The sequence below is a fragment of the Kordiimonas sp. genome, assembly GCF_048264555.1.
GTDB lineage: Bacteria > Pseudomonadota > Alphaproteobacteria > Sphingomonadales > Kordiimonadaceae > Kordiimonas.
This window is the reverse complement of sequence record NZ_JBLXCX010000002.1, coordinates 1-24,163: the sequence shown is the minus strand read 5'-3', so window position 1 is coordinate 24,163 and position 24,163 is coordinate 1. Positions and strand designations below refer to the sequence as shown.

Here is a 24,163-nt window from a genome sequence, read left to right as displayed (position 1 = left end):
GGGCCAGCACCAAACACCACTCGGTACATAAATAAGGGGACAACACCATATGCATATCGCAACCATGATCTCCCTTGGGGCGTATTTCGTCCTGATGATGGCGATTGGCTTATATGCCTACAAAAAGTCAACCAGCGATGTTTCCGGCTATATGCTTGGCGGGCGGCAACTGCACCCAGCAGTAGCCTCACTTTCCGCTGGCGCATCAGACATGAGCGGCTGGATGCTTATGGGGTTGCCCGGCGCCGTTTATGTGGCTGGCTTCTCAGCTGCATGGATCGCCGTTGGGCTGTTGATCGGGGCATATTTCAACTATCTGCTCGTGGCACCTCGCCTCCGCATCTATACGGAAGTGGCAGACGACGCCATCACGATCCCCGATTATTTTGAGAAACGTTTCAAGGACAACTCTCACTTCCTGCGCGTGCTCTCATCCGTTGTGATCATCATCTTCTTCACGCTCTACACATCTGCGGGCGTCGTCTCTGGCGGCAAGCTTTTTGAAGCCTCTTTTGGCCTTAGTTATGAAGTTGGGCTTTTCGCCACGGCCGGTGTGGTTGTTGCCTATACCCTCTTTGGCGGTTTTCTGGCCGTCAGCCTTACTGACTTTGTGCAGGGCTGCATCATGTTTGTGGCGCTTATAATGGTGCCGATCGTGGTGCTCTTTGACCTTGGCGGTGTGGGCGGCATGACCCGCCAGCTGGACACGGTTGACCCGGAACTGATGAATATCATGAGCGGGCTCACGTTCGCGGGCCTTATCTCCAGCCTCGCATGGGGGCTTGGGTATTTTGGCCAACCGCATATCATTGTGCGCTTTATGGCCATTCGTACGCTCAGGGACGTTAAAACCGCACGTCATATCGGCATGAGCTGGATGCTTGTTACTGTGCTTGGCGCTGTTGGCACTGGGCTCGCGGGTCTCGCCTATGCAACAAGCCGTGGGCACGATATTGGCGATCCGGAAACGATTTTCATCTTCCTCTCGGAAGTGCTGTTCCACCCCGCAATCTCTGGCTTCCTGCTCGCGGCTATCCTTGCGGCCATCATGAGCACCATCTCGAGCCAGCTATTGGTGTCATCAAGCTCACTCACGGAAGATTTCTACAAAACCTTCCTGCGCAAAGAAGCAAGCCAGAACGAGCTGGTGCTGGTGGGGCGCATTTCCGTATTTGCGGTCTCACTTGTAGCCATCGCGCTGGCGTTTGACCGCTCAAGCACCATCCTCACGCTGGTAAGCAACGCATGGGCAGGCTTTGGCGCCGCATTTGGCCCCATCATCCTCCTCAGCTTGCATTGGCGGCGCATGACCCGTGCTGGCGCCATTGCTGGCATGATAACCGGGGCTGTGACAGTTCTATTCTGGATTTATGCACCGATTGAGATCGCAGGCGCACGGCTATCCGCTCATGTGTATGAGATGCTGCCCGGCTTTATCCTCAGCCTGATTGCTGCGGTGGTGGTGAGCCTGCGTACCAAGCCGCATTCAGAAGACATGGATAAAAGTTTCCAGGCGATGGAAAAAGCCATGATCGAGCGCGCCGATCAAATTGGCTAAGAATTAAAGGCAGATGGCGTAACGGGAATAGCAGCAATGCCTACGCCATCTGCCTGTCTTACCCCTTAGGGGCAAGTAGTAGTCTCTGTATCCGGCAGATCAAGACGAATATTGGCGAGGGTGATATCTGCCGTGCCTTGCGCCTCAAACCTGAAGGGCTCGGTAATCTCGTCAAAACTGTCACCGTCTTCAGCGAGACATGACAGCGGCAGCGATATTTTTTGCCAGCCCTGCCCCTCAGCCTGAGTGATAACAGCTGATATGTCATAGCGGCGGGTACAGTCTGCGCCGCACGCGAGGATGACATTTGTGCCCGCGCCCTCAACCGCGCGTGCGTTCACATCAAACTCAAGTACCGCACCGGCATCCAGGTGAGCAGACCAATCCAGCGCGGGGCCTGCTGCAATCACCAAACTTGCGGTTCCGAGCCCGGCCCATTCCGTGCGAACGGCATCCCCTTGGATATCCTTGTCCACTACACTGACCTTCGCGATACCGCTCGGCAGCGCCGCATAAGCCCCACTGAGTTGCGCTGACGTGCGCCCATCCTGTAAGAGGAACATCCACGGCGCGAGCGTGCGGCCAGCGCTGTATAGTTCAATATCCCCAAGGGCTTCAGACGCTACGCCTTCAACATCCTCGGGCAGCATACCGAGGGCTGATCCACCGTCCGCGTACGTCAAGCCATAGCCAAACGCGAACAGTGGATCATAGCCATCGTGATGGGGGTTCAATACGTCCTGAAGCGGTGTTTTAGGCCAGGAGAATGAGAGTTTGCCCTTGAAGTCATGCTGCACAGCACCATCTGCGCCGGCAAGCAGGACATCAGCAACACCGCCACCTTCCGTGCCCGGCAGCCAAGCCGCCACAAAAGCATCAGATGCGTTCAGCTCCGGGTTTACCCATAGTGGCCGACCGGAGAGGAAAACCGTTACAACCGGAATCCCCGCTTCCTTGAACTTACCAATCAGCGCGAGGCTTTTCTTGGCCCCTGGTTCATATTCCAGCGTCTCCAGGTCACCTTGTCCCTCAGCGTAAGGGTTTTCACCCACAACGACGATGGCAACATCTGGTGTTTCTTCAAAACTGCCATCGGCGGACAGAACGGCCGTACCGCCAGCCTCAATCACAGCTTTTTCGATACCGCCATATATGGAGGTCGCGCCGGGGAAATCACTGTTCACGTTGCCAGTGCCCTGCCAACTAATCGTCCAACCGCCCGACTGTTTGCCTATATTGTCCGCGCCGTCACCAGCAACCAGAATGGTTTGCGTCGGCTTAAGCGGCAGCAGGCCGCCATTATTTTTAAGAAGCACAAGGCTTTCGCGCACAGCTTCCCGCGCCACTGCCCTGTGTTCGGCCCGGCCGATAATATCGTCCTGCCCGGCCACCCCGCGTGAAGACGGCATGCCCTTTTCAAAAAGCCCGGCCCGAACCTTGACCCTCAGGATACGTGATACGGCGTCATCAAGGCGGCTCATTGGGATAATGCCAGATTTCACTTGCTCAAGCGTATTGGCGTAAAGCTCTTTCCACTCCTCAATTGTCATGAAAAGGTCAAGGCCCGCGTTTACCGCAGTCGGGCACGATGCGTTCGTACAGCCCGGCACTTGCCCGTGGCCATTCCAGTCCCCCACAATCAACCCATCAAAGCCCATGCGGTCTTTGAGCACATCAGTGAGCATATATTTGTTACCGTGCATTTTGGCACCGTTCCATGACGAGAAGCTCGCCATCGCTGCCTGCACACCAGCACCCAAGGCGCTTTCATAGCCCGCACCATGAACGCTATATAGTTCCTGTTCAGATACTTTGGTGTTGCCTTGGTCGTCACCACCTTCGGTGCCGCCATCACCCACAAAATGTTTGGCCGTGGCAACAACATGGTTCACATCCAGGAACGCTGGCGTGCCCGGCGTGCCCTGAAGGCCAAGGATCATTTGCTCCGCATAGGCCTTCACGATAGACGGGTCTTCGGAATAGCTTTCATAAGCGCGGCCCCAACGGTCATTTTGCGCAACCGCAATGGTTGGCGCGAAGGTCCAGTCGATACCGGTTGCACGCATCTCCAGCGCCGTTACTTCGCCGATCTTGCGGATAAGCGCCGGGTTATGCATGGCACCGAGGCCGATGTTATGCGGGAAGATGGTCGCCCCAATCACATTATTGTGCCCATGCACGGCATCACTTCCCCAAATGATGGGGATGGACGTACCGCCATCGGACGTATCGGTTGAAGCCTCATAGAAACCGTCAGCAAGTGCGAGCCATTCACCGGGCGTGGCGTGCTTGTTACGGTTGGGGAGCGAACCACCACCATTAAGCACAGAACCAACATGATATTTGCGAATGTCGTCAGGCGTTACATACTGGATTTCGACCTGCATGATCTGGCCGACTTTTTCCTCCAGGCTCATACGCTGAAGGATAGCCTGAACCTGAGCATCCTCAGCTGCGTTCGCTTTCACACGGCTTTCCACTTGCGGCCAGATGGTAACATCTTCAGCCCATGCGGGCGAGACCGATAGCGCAAGCGAAACACCAGCCAACATGCTGGCGCCGGTCAAAACCTTTTTGGCGCGGGTAAAGCGAGGACGCAAAAACATGATAATCTCCAGCAAACCTTGGCGGGCCCGGGGAAAAATTGCTCCCGGCAGCCCCACATGATGGCAGCGCCTTCCCCAGCACCACCCTGTCTTGAAGGGATATTGCCTCAATAAGACAGCGCTGTCATATTATTTTTGAAAAAAATATAAATTCACCGCCAAGATATATGACAGCGCAATCATATGACAGGCTGGAAGCGGCTATTCTGACCGAGTTTGTGGGTAGTGCGAGGCGCGATGAGCCCTCAGGCGGGCAGTTAAAAACTAACGAGCGCGAATGTCCGCCACGGAATCCCGCACGCAGATCTCAAACTGGTGTACGGCGCTGAGCTCATGGTCTTCCTCATCAGCCCCCTCGCCCATGATCATCTCAAAGGCGGCGGCGGCCATCTCTTCCACCGGTTGGCGCACCGTTGTGAGCGCGGGCGACACCGTGGTGGCGATAGCATCATCATCGAAGCCTGCGACAGAAATCTCACCAGGCACATCAACCCCGCGCTCCCGCGCGACCGCCAGAAGCCCGGCTGCCATCTCGTCGTTTGAGGCAAAAACGGCGGTTGGCCTGTCATCAAGGTCAAGCAGCATGTTGGCTGCCGCCCGGCCACTTGCGTAAGAGAACATGCCCGGCACCATATAATCATGCTGCACCCGCAACCCATTCGCCTGCATGGCGCGCACATAGCCGCGCTCCCGATCAAGCGAACAGGCGTGGTTCGGGTCCCCTTTGATGAAGGCGATCTTGGTGTGGCCCATGGAGATCAGATATTCCGTCATCTCATAGGCGGCCTGAAACTCATCAATCGACACCTTGCCCATATCGTCGGCGGGCACACCGGGGCCAATACGCGCGGTTGGCACACCACTTGTGCGCAAGGCATTGAGCACCACGGTGTCATCACAAATGGGCGGGGAGAGCACAACACCATCAAACTTGATGCTGTTGAGCACCTGCCGGAGCTTGGCTTCGTTGCCGCGCTCCTTCAACACTTCAACCACCAGATGATAACCTGCCGCCTCACACTGGTTGAGCGTGCTGCGCAAAACCTTGGAGATATAATCCCCGCTTGGGTCATCAACAAAAAGCCCAAAGATATGCGACTTGGCGCCCGCGAGCCCACGCGCCTGCAAGGACGGCCGGAAGTTCAACTCATCGGCCACCGCAAGGATTTTATCGCGCTTGTCCTTGCTGACATATTTTTCGTTATTGAAAACACGGGAGACGGTTTTCATCGAAACACCAGCCAAGCGTGCCACATCACTCATGGTCGCGTTTTTTGGTTTGATAATAGCCATTTTTGCTCCCGTTCCGATACATACCCCCATGCATCAGATATGCATCTATGCGCATATGTGTTTATAGTACAAGGAGATTGCGCTTGTCACGCGAACATGATAGCGCTGTCACCAATGTTCATAAGCCCTTCGTTTAAGAGACGGACCAATTGATGCAAAAAGGCGGTGCAGCGGTCTCACGGTGGCCAACATTTCTGGGCTATGGCTCCGGTGATTTTGCGCTCAACCTGTTCTGGCAAGGCACCGGTTTTTATCTCTTCTACTTCTTCACCAATGTGAGCGGCCTGTCCGGCACCACTGTCGGCACCATCTTTTTGATCGCCAGCCTCTGGGATGCGGTCTCTGACCCCATGATGGGCTATATTGCAGACCGCACCAAAAGCCGCTGGGGGCCATATAGGCCCTATCTTCTGTTTGGGTGTGTGCCACTCTCGGCCTCATTTGCTTTGATGTTCACCCCGGTTTCATTTGAAAGCGAGACGAGCCTTACCCTCTATGCCATTTTTGTGCTGATGCTGTTTCGCACCGCCTATACGGTGGTCTCAATCCCCTACTCTGCCCTAGGCGCGCGGGTGACCCGCAATTTTGATGGCCGCACCCGGCTCGCGGGCATTCGCATGTATTTTGGCTTCCTGGGCGGGGTATGCGTGAGCTTCACGGCCAAAACCCTGCAGGAAACCTATGGCGACGCGGTTGCTTTCAGCTCAATGGCCATGATTGCGGGCGTGATTGCGGTTGTTGTGCTTCTCGTGTGTTTCAAAACATCCCACGAAAGCACAAACCCCATCAACACGCAGGAAACCCCCACAAGCGCACGAAAAAGCATCCGCGCCATCATGCGGAACCGGCCATTTTTTCTGGTGGTTGGTGGCATCAGTCTTGTCACTGTTGCCACCAGCACCGTCGGCCAAACCATGCTCTATTATTTCGAGAGCCATATCGGGGACAGATCTTCCGGCAACACGGCCATCATTATCATGAGCGCCGCGCCCCTTATCACCATACCGCTGTGGTCTGCGCTTACGCTCCGTATCGGCAAGAAAAACGCCTGGATTCTCGGGAGCCTCATCGGTGCCGTGGGCCTTGGCATGCTGTATTTTGCAGCAATGAATGCCCTTTATTTTACCTATCTGGGCACCGTCGTCACGGTCGTCGGGCTCAGCGCCTATGCGGTCATTTTCTGGAGCGTCCTGCCGGATACCATCGAATATGGTCATTATCTGAGCGGTATCAAAAGCGAATCCTTCCTTATTGGCATTGCCTCAAGCTTCCAGAAGGTATCGATCGGCGTTTCCGCTTTTGTGATTGGTATCCTCTTGGACCAGACCGGCTATAGCGCCAACCTGCCCGCATCGCAGGAAACGGCGGATGGCATCCGCGATATTTTCACGCTTATTCCCATTGGCGCCCTGCTCGCGTCTGCCGCGCTGATGGTTTTCTACCCCATCACCGCCAAGTCCCACGCGGATCTGGTGAGCAAACTTCAAGACCGCCTTAAATAACCAATCAATCCGGAGCTTCTTATGCGTTATGCCCTTATCCTCTCTTCTTCTGCCGCTTTTTTGAGCGCCCCAACACTCGCGAGTGAGGACATGACCCTCGTATGGCAGGACGATTTTGACGGCCCGCTCAACAAGGCATCATGGCATATCGTGGAAGGGAACGGCTGCCCGGACCACTGTGGTTTTGGCAACAACGAGCTACAAACCTACACGGGCGACAATAGCAACCTGCGCACAGAAGGCGGCATGCTTGTGATCGAGGCCCACAAGGCCAATGAGGGCTTCACCTCCGCTAAAATCACCACTCAGCCGCTCGGCGGTTGGCAATACGGCAAGATATCCATGCGCGCCAAACTGCCGAGCGGCGTTGGCACATGGCCTGCCTTCTGGATGATGCCGATGAGCAGCACCTACGGCAGTTGGCCCAAATCAGGTGAGATCGATATCATGGAACATGTTGGCTATAACCAGAACCATGTACACGGCACCATCCACACCGAAGCCTACAACCACCGCATTGGCGCTCAAAAAGGTGGCGAAACACTGATTGAGACGGCGTCAGACGAGTTTCACACCTATTCGGTTGAATGGGATAAAAACGGCATGAAATGGACCATCGACGGCGCTGAATATTACGCCTTTGCCCGCGAGGACGGCGCTACCTCCGCCGAGTGGCCATTTGACCAGCCGTTTTACGCTATCCTGAACTTTGCCGTAGGCGGAGACTGGGGTGGTGCCAAAGGCGTTGATGAGAGCGCCTTTCCAGCACGGTATGAGATCGACTGGGTCAAGGTCTGGCAAAAGGTTTCATCCCCAAGCCGTTAGCCTACCGGGTTTAAAATAATTGAAACAGACCATTCACATTCGCCCTCTGGCGCATTATCTCTCAAGCAATTGACTATTCCTTGAGGCCCAATGCGTCAGAACGGCAACAGTAAAACGGTGTATGGTGGTAAAGCCTTCCGGCTTTTTGCGGCTGTGCTGTGCCTGCTGTTCACCGCGCCCTTCAGCTTTATTCACCCCGCCGCTGCGGGTGATGCGACGCTTGAAGCCGTTAGCGGCCCCCTTAATCAGGTTATAGAGGCCCATAACGCGACAACAGCCTATGCTGCGCAAGAACGCCTACCTGAGCTTTTCGGTGATGATGACAGTCATGATCATGCCTTAGCCGCCCAACCGGCGGATATGCGGCATCCGCTCACGGTCGCAACGCCCGTGCCACATGCGCCAACCGTCCGGCCGGCAACACCGCAGCACACGAGCCACGGCACCCGCGCGCCGCCCATCTCCCTTCGCATAGTCACGTAGGCTTGCCCCGCGCTTCTGTTCGCGGGCAGGCACTTCAATCAATACTGATATGTCGAAAGGGAAAGCTCATGCTTTTATCCCATTATATTGAATGCCAAACGCGCACCTCTCGCCTCTCCACACCTCAAGTTTCACGGGGAGGCGTCGCATGAACAAGCTCAGAAAACTGCGGTTATCTCCCGCTTTTGGCGCTTTTGCCATTACGCTTTTCCTCGGTAGCGAGGTTGGTGTTGCCTGTTATTTCCTCGCGGTGCTGGCGGGCAATGGTCCGTTGCGGCTTCCGGCATATGCTGCGGCACTTCTGGCCACGCTGTGGTTCTGTGTTAAATTCTTCTGGCGCGCTTACTTGGTTGAGCTGAAGCTCTATGGGCGTGAACGGCGGAAAGCGCAGCACGCTGAAGCGGCTCTGGCTTAGCAGGGTTGAGCTAGATACTTTTACGGCTGGAAAATATAATCCCGCATGATCGCCTTTGCCTGATTGGCATAAAGCGGCCACTCAAGATAGTTGCCCTGTGTCATCACAACCACGAGGCCTTCATGCGGGAAGATGTTGATATACTGGCCACCGTCCCCGTCGGCAGAAATATATTTCCTGCCGTCCAGCTCACGCAGCCACGTGAGGTACCCGTAATCGCCTGCGTCTGAGCCACCGTGTTTTTGGCTCATCGCCTCAAGCCACGGCGGTGGCACTATTTGTTTTCCGCCATGTTTGCCACCGTTTAGCATCATCACGCCAATTTTGAGCATGGCTTTTGGGGTAAGGTGCAGCCGGGCTGAACCCTCCGGTGTGCCGGTGGGTTGTTGGTGCCATGTGTAATTTGTGATGCCTAAGGGCCCGAAGAAGCGCTCACCCGCCCAATCCGCAAGCGGGCGGTTAAGCTGATGCTCAAGAACGCGCAAAAGAAGGTTGGGCACCGCGCTATTATAGACCCATGGCGCATCTGGCCCTAGGTTTGGCTTGGCAAGCAGATAGGCGCCAAAATCCTTCGTTTGCCATACCTGTTTGAGGTCATCGCCTGTCCACTCATCCCACACAAAACCGGCTTGCATAGCGAGCAGGTGTTTGAGCGTGAGATAATGGGCATCAGGCTTTAGAAGGGGTTTCAGCTCCGGCGGCAACAACGGCTTCAAACGCGCGCTCTCATCAAGGCCCAGCTCACCCAATGCAATACCGGTGAGGAGTGCCGTCACCGTTTTTGTGACAGAGGCCATATAGTGCTGGCGATTGGCGTGCCACTGCACTGGGGCTGCGCCCGGTATGCGTTTGATGCCGCCTTCAAAGTCGATCTGGTCGTCGTTGCCGCTGAAGTAATGCTCAAACGTAAGCTCACCACCCTCATATACCAGAAGGCTATGGACCTCCTGAAACGTGCCAGCTTCAATTTCTGCTGTGAGCGCTGCCATGCGGTCATCAAATGAAGAGGGGAGCGCATCTTCCGCCCACGAAACAGGCGCGCCTACCGCCAGCAAAATCAGACCAAACCCGACGCCTAACCTTGTTGTCGCGCGGGGCACCGTCACATCGCCGCTGCCTTGCAGTAGCGCTCAATATATTGCTGGTGGGTGGGCAGGCTGGAGGCAGCGCGCTCTACATTGGTTTTAACATGGTCAAGGAAGCGTACCAGCTCCTCCTCGCTCATCACATCGGCCACCGGATGATGCGTTTCCGGCATGATGCCCTGGCCCAGCATCACCTGTGTCCAGCTATTCTCCGCAAACAGCTCATCAGACATTTTGAACACCCGGCCCGTTTCACGGAACAGGTCGATCCTGTGTCTCAGGCTATCAGGGATATCCATGCCCGCACATTGGCGCCAGAACGGCGTGTCGCGCCGGTCTGTCACATGATAGTGCAGGATGATGAAGTCACGCACACCGTCGGTCTCAAACTTGGTTTGAGCGTTAAACTCATCAATGTCCGACTGTTTGATCCCGTCTGACGGGAACATGCGCATGAGCCGCAGGATACCGCGCTGGATGAGGTGAATACTGGTGGACTCGAGCGGCTCGATAAACCCGCTGGCGAGCCCGAGCGAAACCACATTCTTGTTCCAGTGCTTGCGCCTTGTGCCGGTGCGGAACTTCAGCACCCGCGGGTCAATCAGCGGTTTGCCTTCGATATTATCCATCAGGGTTTTGATGGCGTCATCATCTGACTGGTAGCGGCTGCAGAACACAAGGCCGTTGCCAGTTCTGTGCTGCAGCGGGATACGCCACTGCCAACCGCTGTCGTGCGCGATTGACCGGGTATAGGGGATGGGCTCTGACACAGATTCCGTTTGTACCGCAATCGCGCTATCGCACGGCAACCAGTGGGTCCAGTCCTCATATCCGGTGTGAAGGGTCTGTTCAATAAGAAGCCCACGAAAGCCGGAGCAGTCGACAAAGAGGTCGCCCTCTATCACCCGACCATCCTCAAGCGTGAGCGCCGTGACATAACCGCTTTCACCGTCTTGCGCCACGTCAACTATTTTACCCTCAATGCGCTCAGCGCCGTGTGCTTCCGCCATGGTACGCAAAAACTTGGCGTAAAGGCTGGCGTCCAGATGGTAGGCATAGTTGAGCCCATTTTCATTCATATGGGCGAAGCGGCCCTTCTGGGCGGCCCGAAGCTCAAGGCAATAGTCGCCGTAATCGCTCGCGCACCCAACATCAAGCCCCCGTCGCCAGAAATGCTGGAAGCCTGCGGTCCAGTGGTCTTTTCCGGTGATACCAAAAGCATGGATATAGGCGTGGTTTTTCTCTTTCCAGTTCTCGAACTCGATCCCCAGTTTGAAGGTGGCCTGGGTGGCTGCCATGAACTCGCGCTCATTGATGCCAAGCAGGCGGTTGTAAGTGAGAAGCGTGGGGATGGTAGCCTCGCCAACACCCACCGTGCCGATCACATCTGACTCGATCAACTGGATGCTGACAGCCTTCCCCAACACCTTGCTCATGGCCGCCGCAGCCATCCAGCCCGCCGTGCCACCGCCCGCGATGACTACACGATTGATTTTATTCATGTTTTCCACCCAAAACACGCCCTTCCCGGCCCAACATTGTACGCCACACTTGCGCCGCACTTTTAGTCACACTTTTACCCCTAGTGTGGCGTGTTTCGCCACACCCCAAATACTCTTATCTATTCAACCGGTTAAGGAGATACGCCCGCAATCGCCGGGCCATCATCTCGGTGACAGGGCCCAGAATGCCGCGCCGTTCAACCGGTATATGCGCTACTTTTTCCTCTGTATTTTCAAATACATAATGGTTGAACAGCCCCCGCCATATCTCTCTCTGTGCCGGCGGCAGGTCACGTACCGACAAGATCGCCAGATTGAGCGCATTAACCGGTGGGCCCATAAAGGCTGGTGACTGCCGCCACCAGTAGTTCACCAAAACATTAAATAAATTCAATGCCTTAACATGATGCCACCACATGCTCGGGATAAAAATGGCGTCCCCCGGCTCAAGCGTCGCTGTCTGCGCGGCTTCAAGCGCATGGCGGAATTTGGGGTGTTTTTCATGGTCCGGCGCGTCAAAATCCACGAGGCTCACCGGCTGGCCTGCCGGGGTGAGGTCGATCGGCCCAACATAGAGATTTTCAAGCTGCTCGGGCGGAAACAAGGTAAATTCCCGTCTTCCAATCGTTACGCAAGCGATATTATCGGCCAGATCATAATGCGCGGCCACCGTGCTTTTGTTCCCGATCCAGATGCTGGCAAGCGGCTGCTTCCCTGCAAGCGGCAGCGTGTTCTCATCGTTAAACCCAGGCAGGCAATCATCGATCGTTGTGGAGGCGATATAAAGGAGCGGCGGTGTCTCATCCGCGCTATGCTCTTGTATTTTATCCAGAAAAAAATCCAGTGATGCTTGACGGCTTTCAAAATTCAAGCCTGACAGGTCGTCATTATAGAAGGGGCGCCCGTTCGCCTCAGGTCCCCCGTGGCATACCACGACAGGGGCCTGATTATACCGGCTCCGCAAATAAGCCTGTGCGTCGGCATCCGACTTTTGCCCGGCCTGCACAAAAGGCCAGTGGGATACCAATCCACGGAAAACCACGGGCTGTTGGCCGGAGAGAATGTCCTCCGTGAGGTCAACCGCTGACGCGTCTTTTATCTCGCGAATTTTGCTGATGACGCCGTTCATCCCTAAAGTCTCTGGTTTTTACGCTCTATCAGGTCGCGAAGGTTCGATAGCGACGCCACAGCCATGAAGAGAGGCTGTAAATAACCCTTTTGATTCAATTCACTAAGGTCATCACCACCGAGAGCATAGAGCTTCTCTTCATTTATGGTGTAGAAACCAGTCAACCGGTTTTTCCTGCCGTCTTTGAGCTCAATATCAAGCGCGAAAGGTTCCAAAAGGCCCAGTGCATCCACCGCCTCATAGAAGGCCGCGCTGGCTGACGCACCGATGTGAACCTGCTCCAACAGGCTTGCGATATACTCAAGAAAAGGTGTGTTTCCCCCGTGCGGCAGGAACACCGCGTGGCCCTCACTCTCGCTTACACGCGGGCTGCTCATATCGACATGGATAACCCGCTCGGCCTCTTCGCCCGGACGGCTTTGTGTGCCAATCAGAAAGGGCTGCATCTCCAGCACCATAGGCATATAATGCGCGTTCCATCCCTTGTCGGTCAGGAACAGGTTTTCACCGCGCTCAAGCCCCAAGAGCGCAATAGCTTGAAACGCCCCGTTTTGAGGATCCTTCTGGAAAAAAATTGGATAGTGAGCCTGTAAGTTCCTGAATTCATTTGGAAATGCGACACAGCTCATCACGGCATCACCAAGCACCGCGGAGCGGTCAGCGATGATCCTGAGGTCCTTGTGGTCAATATTATTTAACAAAACGTGCTGTGTCATTTCTCTCTCTTTCACTCATCACCCGCCAGCCAACGGCTAGCACCCTGCCCTGATGCTACGACCGAGTAGCGCCAAAAAACAAGAGGCCGCTAATTAATCTTAATTAACGGCCCCCCGGGAAGAGGAAAGGCCGCCACACCTGACGGCTTTCCATTTTTTTGAACGCTAGAACTTGTAGCGCGCGCCGATATTAAAGCGCGGACCAGCCTGCGTTACCCATAGCGCGGTGTTTTCATGCCGGCCATGTGAACGTGTGGTTTCGCCCGTCACGTTGATGCCTTCAGCAAACACAGTGATCTGATCCGTGATGTCATAGCTCACGTTCACATCAAACTGCCCGTATGCCTCAACATAGATCGGCTGACGTACCGCATATTCACCCTGGATGATGCCCGAGAGGAATTCATCACGCCAGTTGTAGGCAACACGAACCTGCAGGCCGTCTTTATCGTAGAAGCCGATAATGTTGGCGGTATCGCTAAGGCCGAACAAAGCAAACTGCTCTGTGTTCCATTCAGTTTCATTGTTGAAACCAATGTCACCGTTCACGATCGTATAGTTCAGGATCGCCCCAAAGCCGCTGTTACCAAAGGTGTGCTGGAGTGCGAACTCCCAACCATTCAGTTTCGCAGAGCGTTGGTTGGACGGGATGGTCACCGTGATATCAAGGGTCGGATCTTCACCCGGCACACCGAAGATATTACCTGTTGTGTTACCGTTTGAATCAACGCCGGTGATCTCAAAAGTACTCGGATCGGCATTCGCGAAGATCCAGTTCCGGATCGCCGTCAGATCACTGCTTCCTACCGCTGCGACAGCGTCGTTATAGCGCTGGCCACCAAACGGGGTGGGCAGACCAAACGGTTGCGCTGTAATCACTTCGGTACCGATGAAGTTCTTCACATCTTTACGGAAGTAGCCAACCGCGAAGTAGCTTGCGTCGTCATAGTACCACTCAGTGCTGAAATCCAGGTTCTTGGATTTGAACGGCAGGAGTGCCGGGTTGCCCTGGCTACCTGTACCACCACCAACACGGAAGATCTCGTTGATGGTTTGCCCGCCCTGGATATCATCATAACGTGGACGCGCAATCGTCTCGCTATAGGACGCACGGAACACAACATGGTCACGCAGTTGGAAGTCAACATCCACCGATGGCAACCAGTTTTTGTAGCTACCCTCAAGCTCGGTGAAGTCCTGCTCGCCAGAGAAGATCACAACGGCCTCGTTTGCTGCCACCCACTGGGTGCCTGTCGCAACCGGCACCAGTGCTGCTGATGTTACGTCGGTTTCTTCATAGCGCAGGCCAGCAACGATGTTCACAGGCACATCGCCCATATCGAAGCTGCTGTTTACCTGCAGGTAAGCAGACTTGCTTTCTTCCTTCGTACGACGGTCGGTCGTGAAATCATCAGACGAACACTGGCCATTGCCACCGCAAGCGCCGTATAGGTCATCGATCAGGCCGATCATGGTCTCGAAGTCATACACAACCCACTCGTTAAAGAGGTTCGGGTTGTCACTACCGCTCAGGCTGTCAAACTTGTCGGCAACAGAGATGATTTCAAAGATGTCATCCGGCATGTCAGACGCAGGGCCTGCACCACCCCATGTGTCACGCTGTACGTTTGCATATGCTGAACGTACATTGTTTTCGGTATAAGCTGCACCAAAGTCGACACTGTCAACGATGCCTGCATCAAATTCCCATGAGCCACGGAACTGAAACTGCTCAATTTCAGTACGCATGTAGCTGTTACGGAAGCTGGTACCGGTCGATACGATACGAGAGGTATCAATGCCTGTCAGGCCGTCGATCTGAGTAACGGATAGAACCGGAAGTTCTTCAGAAAAATCAATTGCTTGAGACTGAAGTGTAAAACCTGCGGTGCCAAGTGCCACGTGGCTGCCGTATGGGCTATCTGCACCGGACTGGGCACTTGAGTTATGATAATCAAGCTCAAGCGTCAGGCGATCAGTTGGTGTCCACTCAATATTGGCACCAAAGGACTTGTTCTCATTCTTCGTTGCAAACTCAGCCGCACCGAAGGAGAGGTCGCTTGGGCTTGCACCAAAGTCCTCAGCATACAGAAGCACGCCCGCAACCGGGCCATCAGTCCATTCACTTGTGGTCGCACCGTGGTTGAACCAAACAGACATATCGTGCCGCTCGGTCGCCACTTTGTTTTGTGAATAGGTGTAATCCACCGTCGCTGTAACCGTCTCAACCGGACGATACTGCAAGGTCAGCTGACCATTGATACGCTCACGGTCAATGGCGGTCATGGAATAGGCCATATTCTGCGTGGTTGCGTAGAAATCACCTGGCCCAGGGCGGTTGGTGATATTGATATCAGCTTCTGTACCACCTGCAGGAATTTGCGGCAGTGTGCCCCAATCGTTCTGCTCACCCGCAAAAGCACCGCGCCAACCGGCACTTGCCTGCGTATAGCCAGATTTACGCTTCTGGTACGAACCGGAGAAAGCAACACCGATCTTGTCTTCAGCAAAGGTGTTGCTGTAGATGCCGGAAATCTCTGGCGTTACCGAGGTACCGTCCAGTTCAGACGTGTCCATCACCGCTTTGGCGCCAATGCTGGCTTTCATGCCTGGCGAATTTAGCGGCCGGGTGGTTTGAATGTTGATTGTGGAACCAATACCGCCTGTTGGAATAGCTGCGCGGCCGGTTTTATAAACCTGAACGCCCGCAACACCTTCAGAGGCGAGGTTCGCAAAATCAAACGAACGGGAGCTGGACGCGTTTGTGTCTTCAAGCGATGACACAGGCATCTGGCGACCGTTTAGTGTAACAAGGTTGAAGTCAGGACCAAAACCGCGAACGGTTACTTTGCTGCCTTCACCGTTTACCCGGTCAATGGAAACACCGGTGATACGCTGCAGCGATTCCGCGAGGTTAGTATCTGGGAATTTACCCATATCCTCAGCGCTGATCGCATCAACGATACCACGGCTATCGCGTTTGATATCCATCGCGCGCTGCAAGCTGCCGCGGATACCGGTTACAACGATTTCTTCCAATTCATCCATATTTTCGTCCGCCGCCGCGCTTTCTTGCGCATAAGCCGCAGACGCAGACACTGAAGCGAGTATCAACGACATCGTACTCGCAACAGAGCCATAGTATAAGCTTCGAGCTCTCATATACCTTCCCTCACTCTGATAAGCGTTTCCCCGACGCACGCCATTACACTTCCCGCACATAATGACAGCGCTGTCTGTTTTTTGATAACAATACAGCCACAATATGTCCATAAATTTCTGACAGCGCTGTCACATAAATGAAATTCCCCTGTAATATCAACAAGTAACAACCATTCGACTTAGGTCAATTTGATTGGATTTCACTGATTATCCGTCGAATTGCCTGTAAAAACGGTATTTTTCTCTCTGAAACGCCGACTCCGCTGATCACTTTAAATACCCCCGGCAATCGGCTCCGTTCCTCAAACGCTCGAAAAATCGCTGGCACGCTCAGCCAAAATCGGCAAGATGTGCGTGGGGATGGTCAGGCCGTATTATTGAGCCTGAACCACAAGAAAGAATTAATTCCAATGAGTTCGGGGGAGTTTCCGTGGCGGACATACATAATCACAGTGAAATAAAGTCTAATCCAATACCGCTCTGGATCGCTCTTATCCCCCTTCTTTGCCTTGTTGTCATGCTCACCGGCGCAGTGTTGCTTTTTGGGGATTCATCCTCATCTGGCCCCAATCAGCTCGCTTTGATGTTCTCTGGCGCCATTGGTATTGGCCTGAGCCTTTGGCGCGGCCAGTCGTATGAGGTGCTGGAGAACGCGATCCTTGATGGCATCATGCTGGCAATGAAAGCCTGCCTCATCCTTTTGATGGTAGGATCAATGATCGGAAGCTGGATGCTCGCGGGCACGGCCCCTGCGATTATCTATCTGGGCCTTGGGGTGCTTGACCCCGGCTTCTTCTACCCTGCCGTTCTTATCATCTGTGCTTGTGTCGCCATCTCTATCGGCAGTTCCTGGACAACAGCGGCAACCGTAGGTCTCGCACTTATTGGCATTTCACGCATTCTGGGTCTGTCGCCGGAGATTACCGCAGGCGCTGTTATCTCAGGCGCCTATTTCGGCGACAAGATGTCACCGCTGTCAGATTCGACCAATCTGGCGCCGGCAATGGTGAATGTGGACCTGTTTGTACACATCCGCCATATGGTCTGGACCACTACCCCTTCCCTTATCATCTCTTTCATTCTCTTCACGTGGATCAGCTGGGGGCAGGAAGTTTCCGAAGGGACCGTTGCCAGTATTGAAATGACCCGTGCGCTGCTCGACACCACGTACAACATAGGGTTCCCGGCCTTCATTCCGCTCATCGTACTCTTGGCACTTGCCATCAAAAAGGTGCCTGCGCTGCCCACTATTACCATCGGTGCCATTGTGGGTGGTATCGTAGCGGTGATCTTCCAACCCGAGGCCACCACTGCCTTTGGCGGCGGGGCAGATGTTGATTTTGTCATGCTGAAAGCGCTTTGGGCTGCCATGGCAAACGGCTACAACGCAAACACCGGCGATGCCACGCTTGATGAGCTTTTGTCGCGGGGCGGCATGAGCAGCATGCTCAACACGGTATGGCTGATCATCGCCGCGATGACCTTTGGTGGCGTGATGGAGAAAACCGGCTTCCTTGGGCGCATTGTGGAAAGCGCGCTTAAAGGTGTGCGGGGGACAGGCTCCCTGATCCTGACAACCGTGCTGACCGCCATCGGTATCAATATCATCGCGGCTGACCAGTATATCTCAATCGTGCTGCCGGGCCGCATGTATATGATGGAGTTCAAACGTAGGGGCCTTGCCCCCCAGAACCTTTCGCGTACGCTTGAGGACGCTGGCACCATGACCTCAGCCCTTGTGCCCTGGAACACCTGCGGGGCCTTTATGGCCACCACACTTGGCGTTGCCACGTTTGCTTATGCACCGTATGCCTTCTTTAACCTCATCAGCCCTGTTATGGCGGTTCTTTATGGCATGTTGAACTTCAAGATCACCAAACTTGAAGATGAGGACGAGTTGGCGACGGAAGCCGCAAGAAGCTAAGCCTGCCCGCATAAAACAAGGCCCGGCAAGACCGGGCCTTATCTATAGAGATATAGTCAGTATCTTACTGGAACAGGGACTGGTCCGCTTCCGCTGCGATGTAACCGAATGACGCCCAACCTTCGCCATTCACAAATGACTGAATGAGATTGGCTGCTTCTTCAACACGGCCATTATAAAGGTGCCAGTTAACCACGCCATAGGTAACACCGGCGCCTTGGATGCCGCCCGGGCTATTTTTAAGGGTAGCGTCCAGATCCTGTAGGCCCGCGTACATCTTGCAGAGCTCGTAATAGCCAAAGTTTTCAATCACATCCATATCTTTGGTGATCATGCTAACGGCTTGTTTGGCGTCCTCTTCGCGCCCCATGCGGCGTAAAATCATGTAAATCCAGTGTGTTGTGGAAACCACATTGTCATCAAGCCGGCTTGCGGCACGCGCTTCAAGGTATGCCCGCAGTGCATTGTCCCAATCATGCTTAAGGTAATAAGCGAGGCCCAGATGGTACCAGATATTGCCGTGCAGCGTGGATACGGGGATATTTTTGGCATTCGGCATGCCGTCAGGCTCTATCACATTCTCGGTGCCTTTGATCAGGCTGGCGGCCTTCTCAAGGTCAGCTATCGCCCTATCGAACTCACGCACTGAAATATACCGGTGCCCACGGTGGCGATACATGCGCGCATCCTCAGGGTGCTTCTCTATCCCCATGGTGAAGATGGCAATGGCGGCCCTGAAGTCACCCGTATAGCCCATGCGGCGACCGTACCACACAAGCGCATCCGCATCATCAGGGTTGGCTTCATACTCGGCCCGCGCTTCCAGAAGCTTTTTCTGCGCAGCTGGATGTGTCGTGGCTGGCGCATAAAGTGCGCTGCCATCTGCGGCAACAGCCTGAACAGGGCCATGCTCATAGTCAGCTGCCATAACTGTTGGCACCGCCAACATTAGCGAAACCGCAGCCCCTAGTACCATTTGTCTCATGAAACTCTTCCCTCCACTTTTATGGTGTTTTTGCTATCCACCATAAAACGCACGCGCCTTGAAGTTGCGACACCGAAAATGAGCATACCCTCACAAGTGTTAGAAATCGATGCGAAGGCCTGCGTAATAATAGCCCCCGCTCACGCCATAAACGCTGTGGTTATCCACATTGATGCCGCTCCGTATCAGCTCAGGCTCCCGCTGAGGCGGCAGTTTGTTCAGGATATTCCTGCCCCCCACTTCGAGTTCAACGGAATCTGTCAGGCGGTACTTGGCCTGCAGGTCAACCAAAACCGCAGGATTACGCTTTAGGAATGGTCGCTCATCCACCACACTGCGGCGTTTCCAGCTTCCGTAATAGGTGCCTCGCGCCAAAAACGAAAGGCGGCCAATCGAGTGCTGTAACGACAGATTCCCATTCCAGCGCGGGATACCGGCTTCAAACTCAATGCGCTTTTCTTCACTGAAAACCATCTCCGCGCGTGGTGTACGAAGCGATATCCGGTTATAGTTTAGCGACAGGTTCACACCGGTTTTACCCGCGTCTCCCCAGTCAAACCCATGCACCAGCACGAGATCCGCGCCTTTGACTCGAGAATCGAGAATATTCTGATAAAAACGAACTTGCTGCACGGCATCCCCGTTTGGATAGCCTATTGCTGCCAGTTGCTGTCGCTGCTCCAATGTGGTCTCAAACTCAGGGATAAGGATAAGCCGATCGTCCACATCAATCTGATAGAAATCAAGCGTAAGGGTGGTTCCCCAATCCGTAGTAGCCACAAGGCCCGCAGACATGCTGAACGATGTTTCCGAACTGAGGGGTTTGGCCCCGAAAATCTTGGCAGTCTCAGCATCAAGTACCAATACAGCGTCGAGGATAAAGCTACCCGACACCGTGCTTTGGGACGTTTGGCTCGTGCCATAAAGCTGGCCGCTCGCCGGTGCACGAAACCCCGTCCCTATTGATCCACGCAAGGCGATTGCGTTGTTCAGTTCATACCGGCCAGACATCTGATAACTGAAATTATCACCAAACTTCTGATAGTTCTCATAGCGCCCTGCAATCGCAAGACTAAGCTCGGGGTTAATTTCCGCATCAATGCTCGCAAAGGCAGCGTAGCTGTCGCCTGAGAATGTCCCTGCGATATCTGGGCTGTATCCCTGAAACCCGTTCGCGCCTGCGGGGAGGTCCCGCAGTGGGCCCACGGTGTATGATGCCACATCACCGGCACCGATAGTGTAGGCTTCGTCACGATAACTAATCCCCGCAGAGAGCACCGCATTGTCGCTCACGCCCGCAATCTGAAGGGGGTATGAGATATCGGCCCCTGCTTCATATTCACGCTGCTCCAATGAACCAGGATCAAAAGAGGTCGGCGAGCGCACCCCCATCGACGCATTAATGGTGTTATCAATATGATAGCTGATTTTGTTCCAGCCCCACCTCAGGAAAACATCCCAGCTCAAGCGATCGGTACTCTCACGCTTCAGCCCCAAAATCATGCTGGCGTCATTTTGATGCCCGCTGAACGTTGGCGTGAAGCCACCAGGGTATAGAGTTTGCAGGTCAAAGTCTTCAGGGTGATCTACCGTCCCTTCAAAAACCGAAGGTTCAAATGTCACGTGGCGTTCAAACCCGCCCGCATCAACAGGTTGGCGATAGAAAAAACCAACCGAGCTATCTGAAACCATATAGTTCCCAATGAGATAAGCATCTACGTTTTCAGAGATTGGCAGACCCGCGTTCCACACACTCTTAAAGGCTTCGTAGAAAGGTTCTCCAAACCCAACAGCCGGGTCCGGCACACCGGGAACACCTGCAGCCATGAGGGCCTCCGCGCCAGCATGTTTGCCATCTGTGATGGTCGCGTTTTGGTGCGTATATTGTGCGCTGAGGTTCAAAAAACCTTTCCCCCCCAAGGGTAACCCCAGGTTGCCCTGAAGGTCTTTCGTGGCGCCCCCACCTTGATAATACTGCCCAATATGACCAGACACGGCAGCCCCCTCAGCGTCATCCCGCAAGGTAAGGTTCACCACACCTGCAATCGCGTCAGAGCCATAAAGCGCGGCAGCACCATCCCTAAGCACCTCAAGGCTTTTGAGCGCGATTGGTGGGATCACGTTGAAATCCTGCCCCTGCGCCCCTGATGTGCTGGCATGCCCAGTAGCAATATGCACGGTGGCGGACCGGTGACGGCGTTTGCCTTCCATCAGCAACAAAATATGGTCGGATGGCGAGCTTCTGAGCGTTACCGGTCGCACAAGCGATGAGCCGTCATTCAGCGGCAAACGTTTTGCGTTAAAAGCTGGGATTAATGTGCGAAATGCATCATTCATGTCCGTGTAACCGGTAGAATTCAGACTATCTAGTTGAAACACATCAATGGGCACCATGCTTTCGGTCACCGTACGCCCGCGTCGTTTAGTGCCGATTGTGATTATTTCATCGAGCCTGACAACTCTAGCTAGTCCTGTGTCCTCAGGAAAATCAGAAGTAGATGTTTCTGGCGAAACGTAATTTTCCAGCGGATCGCCCGAGGCGGTATGGGCTTGCGCCGCTTTTTTTATGATATAGGTTCCGCGCTCGTCCACGACGACAGAAAAGTCCGTGCCTCTTAAAGCGGTCTGCAGCGCTTCTCGGGCGGTAAATTCGCCCTTAACGGCCATGCCAACCTTGTCGCCGTCCATCGTCTGCGGTAAAAAAAACACCTGCACACCGGCGCGCTCAGCGATCTGGAAAATCAGTTCCCTAAGCGCTTTGCCTTCGATATCAAACGCAACACGCGCGCCCGCATCAACCGCTAACGCATTGAAAGTAAAGAGCTGTGCCAAAAGAATGAGCGCGCATGAACGGCGGCAAAACACTTGCAACACTTCGCACTCCCTCCCTTCTTCGCACAACCTGTAGCTATCTAGCGCTTGCTAATAGCATTACCAGCACAAAAAACTTTCCATCAACGTAAAAATTTTGTCGCATTTACATACTGCGCTACGTTTTATGCTCAAGACACGTTGACCCTTACAGGGTGGCCACGCATTGAACACAAGGTTTGAGTGAATATTCAAAGCAACATAAATCAGGAAGGCGAGAGCTTTATACGGAACGGGAAGCGCGACGGCGAGCTTGTTCAGCGCGAACGTAACTATATCGAGCGCATTTTCCTCCGGTACCGTGCTGACCTGCACCGTTATATCAAATCGATGGTGCGCTCAGATGACGACGCTCATGACTTATTGCAGGAAACTTACCTAAAGGTTTGTAACCGTAAAAACATCGAAGACCTTGATGCCAACGTGAAAGGCTATCTGTTTGTGGTGGCAACGAACGCCGCCAAAGATTTTATCCGCAAACGAGTATCCCGGCATGAAGCCAAACACGTCTGTATTAATTCTGTCGAAATAGAAGCAGATAATGCCTCCCCAGAAGCAGAAGCTGAATGGAGTGCCAGCCTTAATGCTGTAAAGGCCTCTCTCCTGAAGCTGGACAGCCGTACAAAACAGGTTTTCATTATGCGGCGTTTTATGGGCTATAGTTCGGCGGACATCGCAAAACACCTGAAAGTGTCAAAGCGGACAGTGGAACGAGACCTCATTACCGCACTCGATACGATAAAGAGCGACCTGAATAAACGGAACAGTGATGATTAAAAAAATGCTCAATATTATAAAGGGTCGCCAGAAACCGGACGATATTCTAGCCCGCATGGAACAAAGCGGTAGCGAAGGCATACGCAAACGCCTCGATCGTCTTGGAGAGGGTAGCGCCCTGCACAAAAAAGACGTTCAGGCTGAGTTTGACGACTATATCTGGACCATGACCGGTGAACTGCAAAACGATTCCGACATCCAGAGCCTTGTCGCAAGCTATCAGGCCGAAATCGGTCAGGTGAACGCTACGTCAAAGAAGCATTCCTTCCTGTTTGGTGAGAGTTTTTCCACGTGGCTTAAGCCTGCCGCTGCGCTGGCTGGTGCCGCAGCACTGCTTGCTGTGGTTTTCTATTCACCAACAACGACGGTGCCGTTTGATACCTATGCAACCCGTGTCGGTGACCAGAGGATCATTGAACTTGCTGACGCCTCCAAGATAACCCTCAACACCAACACTCAGGTTCGGGTGCAGTATTCTGACGATGCGCGCGATATCTATCTCGACCGTGGGGAAGCGATCTTCTCTGTTGAGAAAGACAAAAAGCGCCCCTTCAATGTTTACATTGGCGATACGCTCGTGCGTGCAGTCGGCACAGAGTTTAATATCTTTCTGGATCAAACCAACAACAACCTCGTCACCGTTTCCGTGCTTGAGGGTATTGTTACAATCCTGAATGCAGCAGATGACAATAGGGCTCAGCCGGCAGCAGCCCCTCTTCTCGAGGCCGGCAATGCGGTATCCCTCACCAACGCATCATCGGTATCAGCAAAACAACCGGTTGATCTTGTCCGCATTGCCGGGTGGCGCAGCGGCCAGATCGTCTTTCATGACATTAGCCTTGATGAGGCTGTGAAAGACCATAACCGGTACGCCATGCAGAAGATTGTCCTGGGCGACAGAAGCCTTGCAAGCGAACGCATTAGCGGAACATTCAAGGTTGGTGATAGTCAGGCGCTTTTATTTGCGCTTGAGAACCTTCTGGATGTTGAGGTGCAGCGCTCCGGCAATACCGTGATTGTCAGCAAGCAGAAATCATAAACCAAACATCAGATGACCATGACGCACCAGGGAAATGCAGGTTTTCCAGGACAGGTAAGGTTTACGTAATTTCAGGGTGAAATAAGGATGAATAAGCATAAAACGACGGGTGGAGAGGCTCTTGTATCGGCTTTATTGTCGAATGGGTCGGATATTGCGTTTGGTGTACCGGGGGAGAGTTACCTTGCGGCGCTTGATGCGTTTCATGATGTTGGGGATAGGTTCCGGTTCATCACCTGCCGCCATGAGGCGGGGGCTGCGAACATGGCAGAGGCTTATGGCAAGCTAACC

At 54.0% G+C, this 24,163-nt stretch carries 18 protein-coding genes; 9 read left to right on the top strand and 9 right to left on the bottom strand.

The features are described 5' to 3' along the window. The first annotated feature begins 49 nt into the window (after positions 1-49). Positions 50-1,558: a sodium/proline symporter PutP gene (gene putP / locus ACN0XZ_RS05235; protein ID WP_417456676.1), complete on the top strand. Its 1,509-nt coding sequence runs from the start codon at positions 50-52 to the stop codon at positions 1,556-1,558. Between the two features lie 65 nt (positions 1,559-1,623). On the opposite strand, the gene ACN0XZ_RS05230 is transcribed toward putP, so the two are convergent. Together ACN0XZ_RS05230 and ACN0XZ_RS05225 are read right to left on the bottom strand one after the other, a co-directional pair. Then, entirely contained in the window at positions 1,624-4,164 is a 2,541-nt protein-coding gene (locus ACN0XZ_RS05230; RefSeq protein ID WP_417456675.1) for a glycoside hydrolase family 3 N-terminal domain-containing protein, read from the bottom strand. Between the two features lie 264 nt (positions 4,165-4,428). Next, entirely contained in the window at positions 4,429-5,457 is a 1,029-nt protein-coding gene (locus tag ACN0XZ_RS05225; protein WP_417456674.1) for a LacI family DNA-binding transcriptional regulator, read from the bottom strand. Between the two features lie 152 nt (positions 5,458-5,609). On the opposite strand from ACN0XZ_RS05225, the gene ACN0XZ_RS05220 reads away from it, so the two are divergent. The 4 genes from ACN0XZ_RS05220 (at position 5,610) to ACN0XZ_RS05205 (ending at position 8,682) form a co-directional block, all read left to right on the top strand. Beyond that, on the top strand, positions 5,610-6,959 hold the full coding sequence (locus ACN0XZ_RS05220) for an MFS transporter (RefSeq protein ID WP_417457563.1): 1,350 nt from the start codon (positions 5,610-5,612) through the stop codon (positions 6,957-6,959). Between the two features lie 21 nt (positions 6,960-6,980). Next, positions 6,981-7,784: a family 16 glycosylhydrolase gene (locus ACN0XZ_RS05215; RefSeq protein ID WP_417456673.1), complete on the top strand. Its 804-nt coding sequence runs from the start codon at positions 6,981-6,983 to the stop codon at positions 7,782-7,784. A gap of 90 nt (positions 7,785-7,874) precedes the next feature. Then, positions 7,875-8,267 carry a hypothetical protein gene (locus ACN0XZ_RS05210; protein WP_417456672.1) on the top strand — a complete coding sequence of 131 codons (393 nt, stop codon included), beginning with the start codon at positions 7,875-7,877 and terminating at the stop codon, positions 8,265-8,267. A gap of 148 nt (positions 8,268-8,415) precedes the next feature. Then, positions 8,416-8,682, top strand: a complete 267-nt coding sequence (locus ACN0XZ_RS05205) for a hypothetical protein (RefSeq protein WP_417456671.1) — start codon at positions 8,416-8,418, stop codon at positions 8,680-8,682. Positions 8,683-8,702: 20 nt separating this feature from the next. Here the strand turns inward: ACN0XZ_RS05205 and ACN0XZ_RS05200 are convergent, their stop codons facing one another. From ACN0XZ_RS05200 to ACN0XZ_RS05180, 5 genes are all read right to left on the bottom strand, one after another. Next, positions 8,703-9,788: a serine hydrolase domain-containing protein gene (locus ACN0XZ_RS05200; protein ID WP_417456670.1), complete on the bottom strand. Its 1,086-nt coding sequence runs from the start codon at positions 9,786-9,788 to the stop codon at positions 8,703-8,705. Continuing rightward, entirely contained in the window at positions 9,785-11,269 is a 1,485-nt protein-coding gene (locus ACN0XZ_RS05195; protein WP_417456669.1) for a tryptophan halogenase family protein, read from the bottom strand. The genes ACN0XZ_RS05200 and ACN0XZ_RS05195 overlap by 4 nt, the downstream gene beginning before the upstream one ends. Positions 11,270-11,384: 115 nt before the next feature. Next, positions 11,385-12,398 carry a cupin-like domain-containing protein gene (locus ACN0XZ_RS05190; RefSeq protein WP_417456668.1) on the bottom strand — a complete coding sequence of 338 codons (1,014 nt, stop codon included), beginning with the start codon at positions 12,396-12,398 and terminating at the stop codon, positions 11,385-11,387. Between the two features lie 2 nt (positions 12,399-12,400). Then, positions 12,401-13,114, bottom strand: coding sequence for a SapC family protein (locus ACN0XZ_RS05185; RefSeq protein WP_417456667.1), 714 nt, complete (start codon positions 13,112-13,114; stop codon positions 12,401-12,403). A 165-nt stretch (positions 13,115-13,279) separates the two neighbouring features. Continuing rightward, a complete protein-coding gene (locus ACN0XZ_RS05180) occupies positions 13,280-16,234 on the bottom strand; it encodes a TonB-dependent receptor (protein ID WP_417456666.1) in 2,955 nt (984 codons plus the stop codon). A gap of 472 nt (positions 16,235-16,706) precedes the next feature. Between ACN0XZ_RS05180 and nhaC the strand changes: the two genes are divergently transcribed. Next, complete coding sequence (gene nhaC / locus ACN0XZ_RS05175; RefSeq protein WP_417456665.1) at positions 16,707-18,200, top strand: Na+/H+ antiporter NhaC; 1,494 nt, start codon at positions 16,707-16,709, stop codon at positions 18,198-18,200. A 64-nt stretch (positions 18,201-18,264) separates the two neighbouring features. Here nhaC and ACN0XZ_RS05170 read toward each other — a convergent pair whose 3' ends face one another. Beyond that, a complete protein-coding gene (locus ACN0XZ_RS05170; protein WP_417456664.1) occupies positions 18,265-19,185 on the bottom strand; it encodes a tetratricopeptide repeat protein in 921 nt (306 codons plus the stop codon). Between the two features lie 99 nt (positions 19,186-19,284). Continuing rightward, on the bottom strand, positions 19,285-22,059 hold the full coding sequence (locus ACN0XZ_RS05165; protein WP_417456663.1) for a TonB-dependent receptor domain-containing protein: 2,775 nt from the start codon (positions 22,057-22,059) through the stop codon (positions 19,285-19,287). 180 nt (positions 22,060-22,239) lie between these two features. Here ACN0XZ_RS05165 and ACN0XZ_RS05160 point away from each other — a divergent pair, with 180 nt between their 5' ends. The 3 genes from ACN0XZ_RS05160 to ACN0XZ_RS05150 form a co-directional block, all read left to right on the top strand. Further along, a complete protein-coding gene (locus ACN0XZ_RS05160; RefSeq protein WP_417456662.1) occupies positions 22,240-22,833 on the top strand; it encodes an RNA polymerase sigma factor in 594 nt (197 codons plus the stop codon). Continuing rightward, entirely contained in the window at positions 22,826-23,872 is a 1,047-nt protein-coding gene (locus tag ACN0XZ_RS05155; protein WP_417456661.1) for a FecR family protein, read from the top strand. Before ACN0XZ_RS05160 ends, ACN0XZ_RS05155 begins: the two co-directional genes overlap by 8 nt. Positions 23,873-23,959: 87 nt before the next feature. Continuing rightward, positions 23,960-24,163: thiamine pyrophosphate-binding protein (locus ACN0XZ_RS05150; protein ID WP_417456660.1), on the top strand; the 204-nt coding region annotated here is incomplete at its 3' end.

Bases quoted from the DNA above. Each gene is read 5' to 3' on its own strand.
- ACN0XZ_RS05215 (WP_417456673.1), top strand. From the start codon at position 6,981: ATGCGTTATGCCCTTATCCTCTCTTCTTCTGCCGCTTTTTTGAGCGCC.
- ACN0XZ_RS05210 (WP_417456672.1), top strand. From the start codon at position 7,875: ATGCGTCAGAACGGCAACAGTAAAACGGTGTATGGTGGTAAAGCCTTC.
- ACN0XZ_RS05180 (WP_417456666.1), bottom strand. From the start codon at position 16,234: ATGTCGTTGATACTCGCTTCAGTGTCTGCGTCTGCGGCTTATGCGCAA.
- ACN0XZ_RS05220 (WP_417457563.1), top strand. From the start codon at position 5,610: ATGCAAAAAGGCGGTGCAGCGGTCTCACGGTGGCCAACATTTCTGGGC.
- ACN0XZ_RS05205 (WP_417456671.1), top strand. From the start codon at position 8,416: ATGAACAAGCTCAGAAAACTGCGGTTATCTCCCGCTTTTGGCGCTTTT.
- putP (WP_417456676.1), top strand. From the start codon at position 50: ATGCATATCGCAACCATGATCTCCCTTGGGGCGTATTTCGTCCTGATG.
- ACN0XZ_RS05190 (WP_417456668.1), bottom strand. From the start codon at position 12,398: ATGAACGGCGTCATCAGCAAAATTCGCGAGATAAAAGACGCGTCAGCG.
- ACN0XZ_RS05225 (WP_417456674.1), bottom strand. From the start codon at position 5,457: ATGGCTATTATCAAACCAAAAAACGCGACCATGAGTGATGTGGCACGC.
- ACN0XZ_RS05170 (WP_417456664.1), bottom strand. From the start codon at position 19,185: ATGAGACAAATGGTACTAGGGGCTGCGGTTTCGCTAATGTTGGCGGTG.
- ACN0XZ_RS05195 (WP_417456669.1), bottom strand. From the start codon at position 11,269: ATGAATAAAATCAATCGTGTAGTCATCGCGGGCGGTGGCACGGCGGGC.
- ACN0XZ_RS05185 (WP_417456667.1), bottom strand. From the start codon at position 13,114: ATGACACAGCACGTTTTGTTAAATAATATTGACCACAAGGACCTCAGG.
- ACN0XZ_RS05230 (WP_417456675.1), bottom strand. From the start codon at position 4,164: ATGTTTTTGCGTCCTCGCTTTACCCGCGCCAAAAAGGTTTTGACCGGC.
- ACN0XZ_RS05155 (WP_417456661.1), top strand. From the start codon at position 22,826: ATGATTAAAAAAATGCTCAATATTATAAAGGGTCGCCAGAAACCGGAC.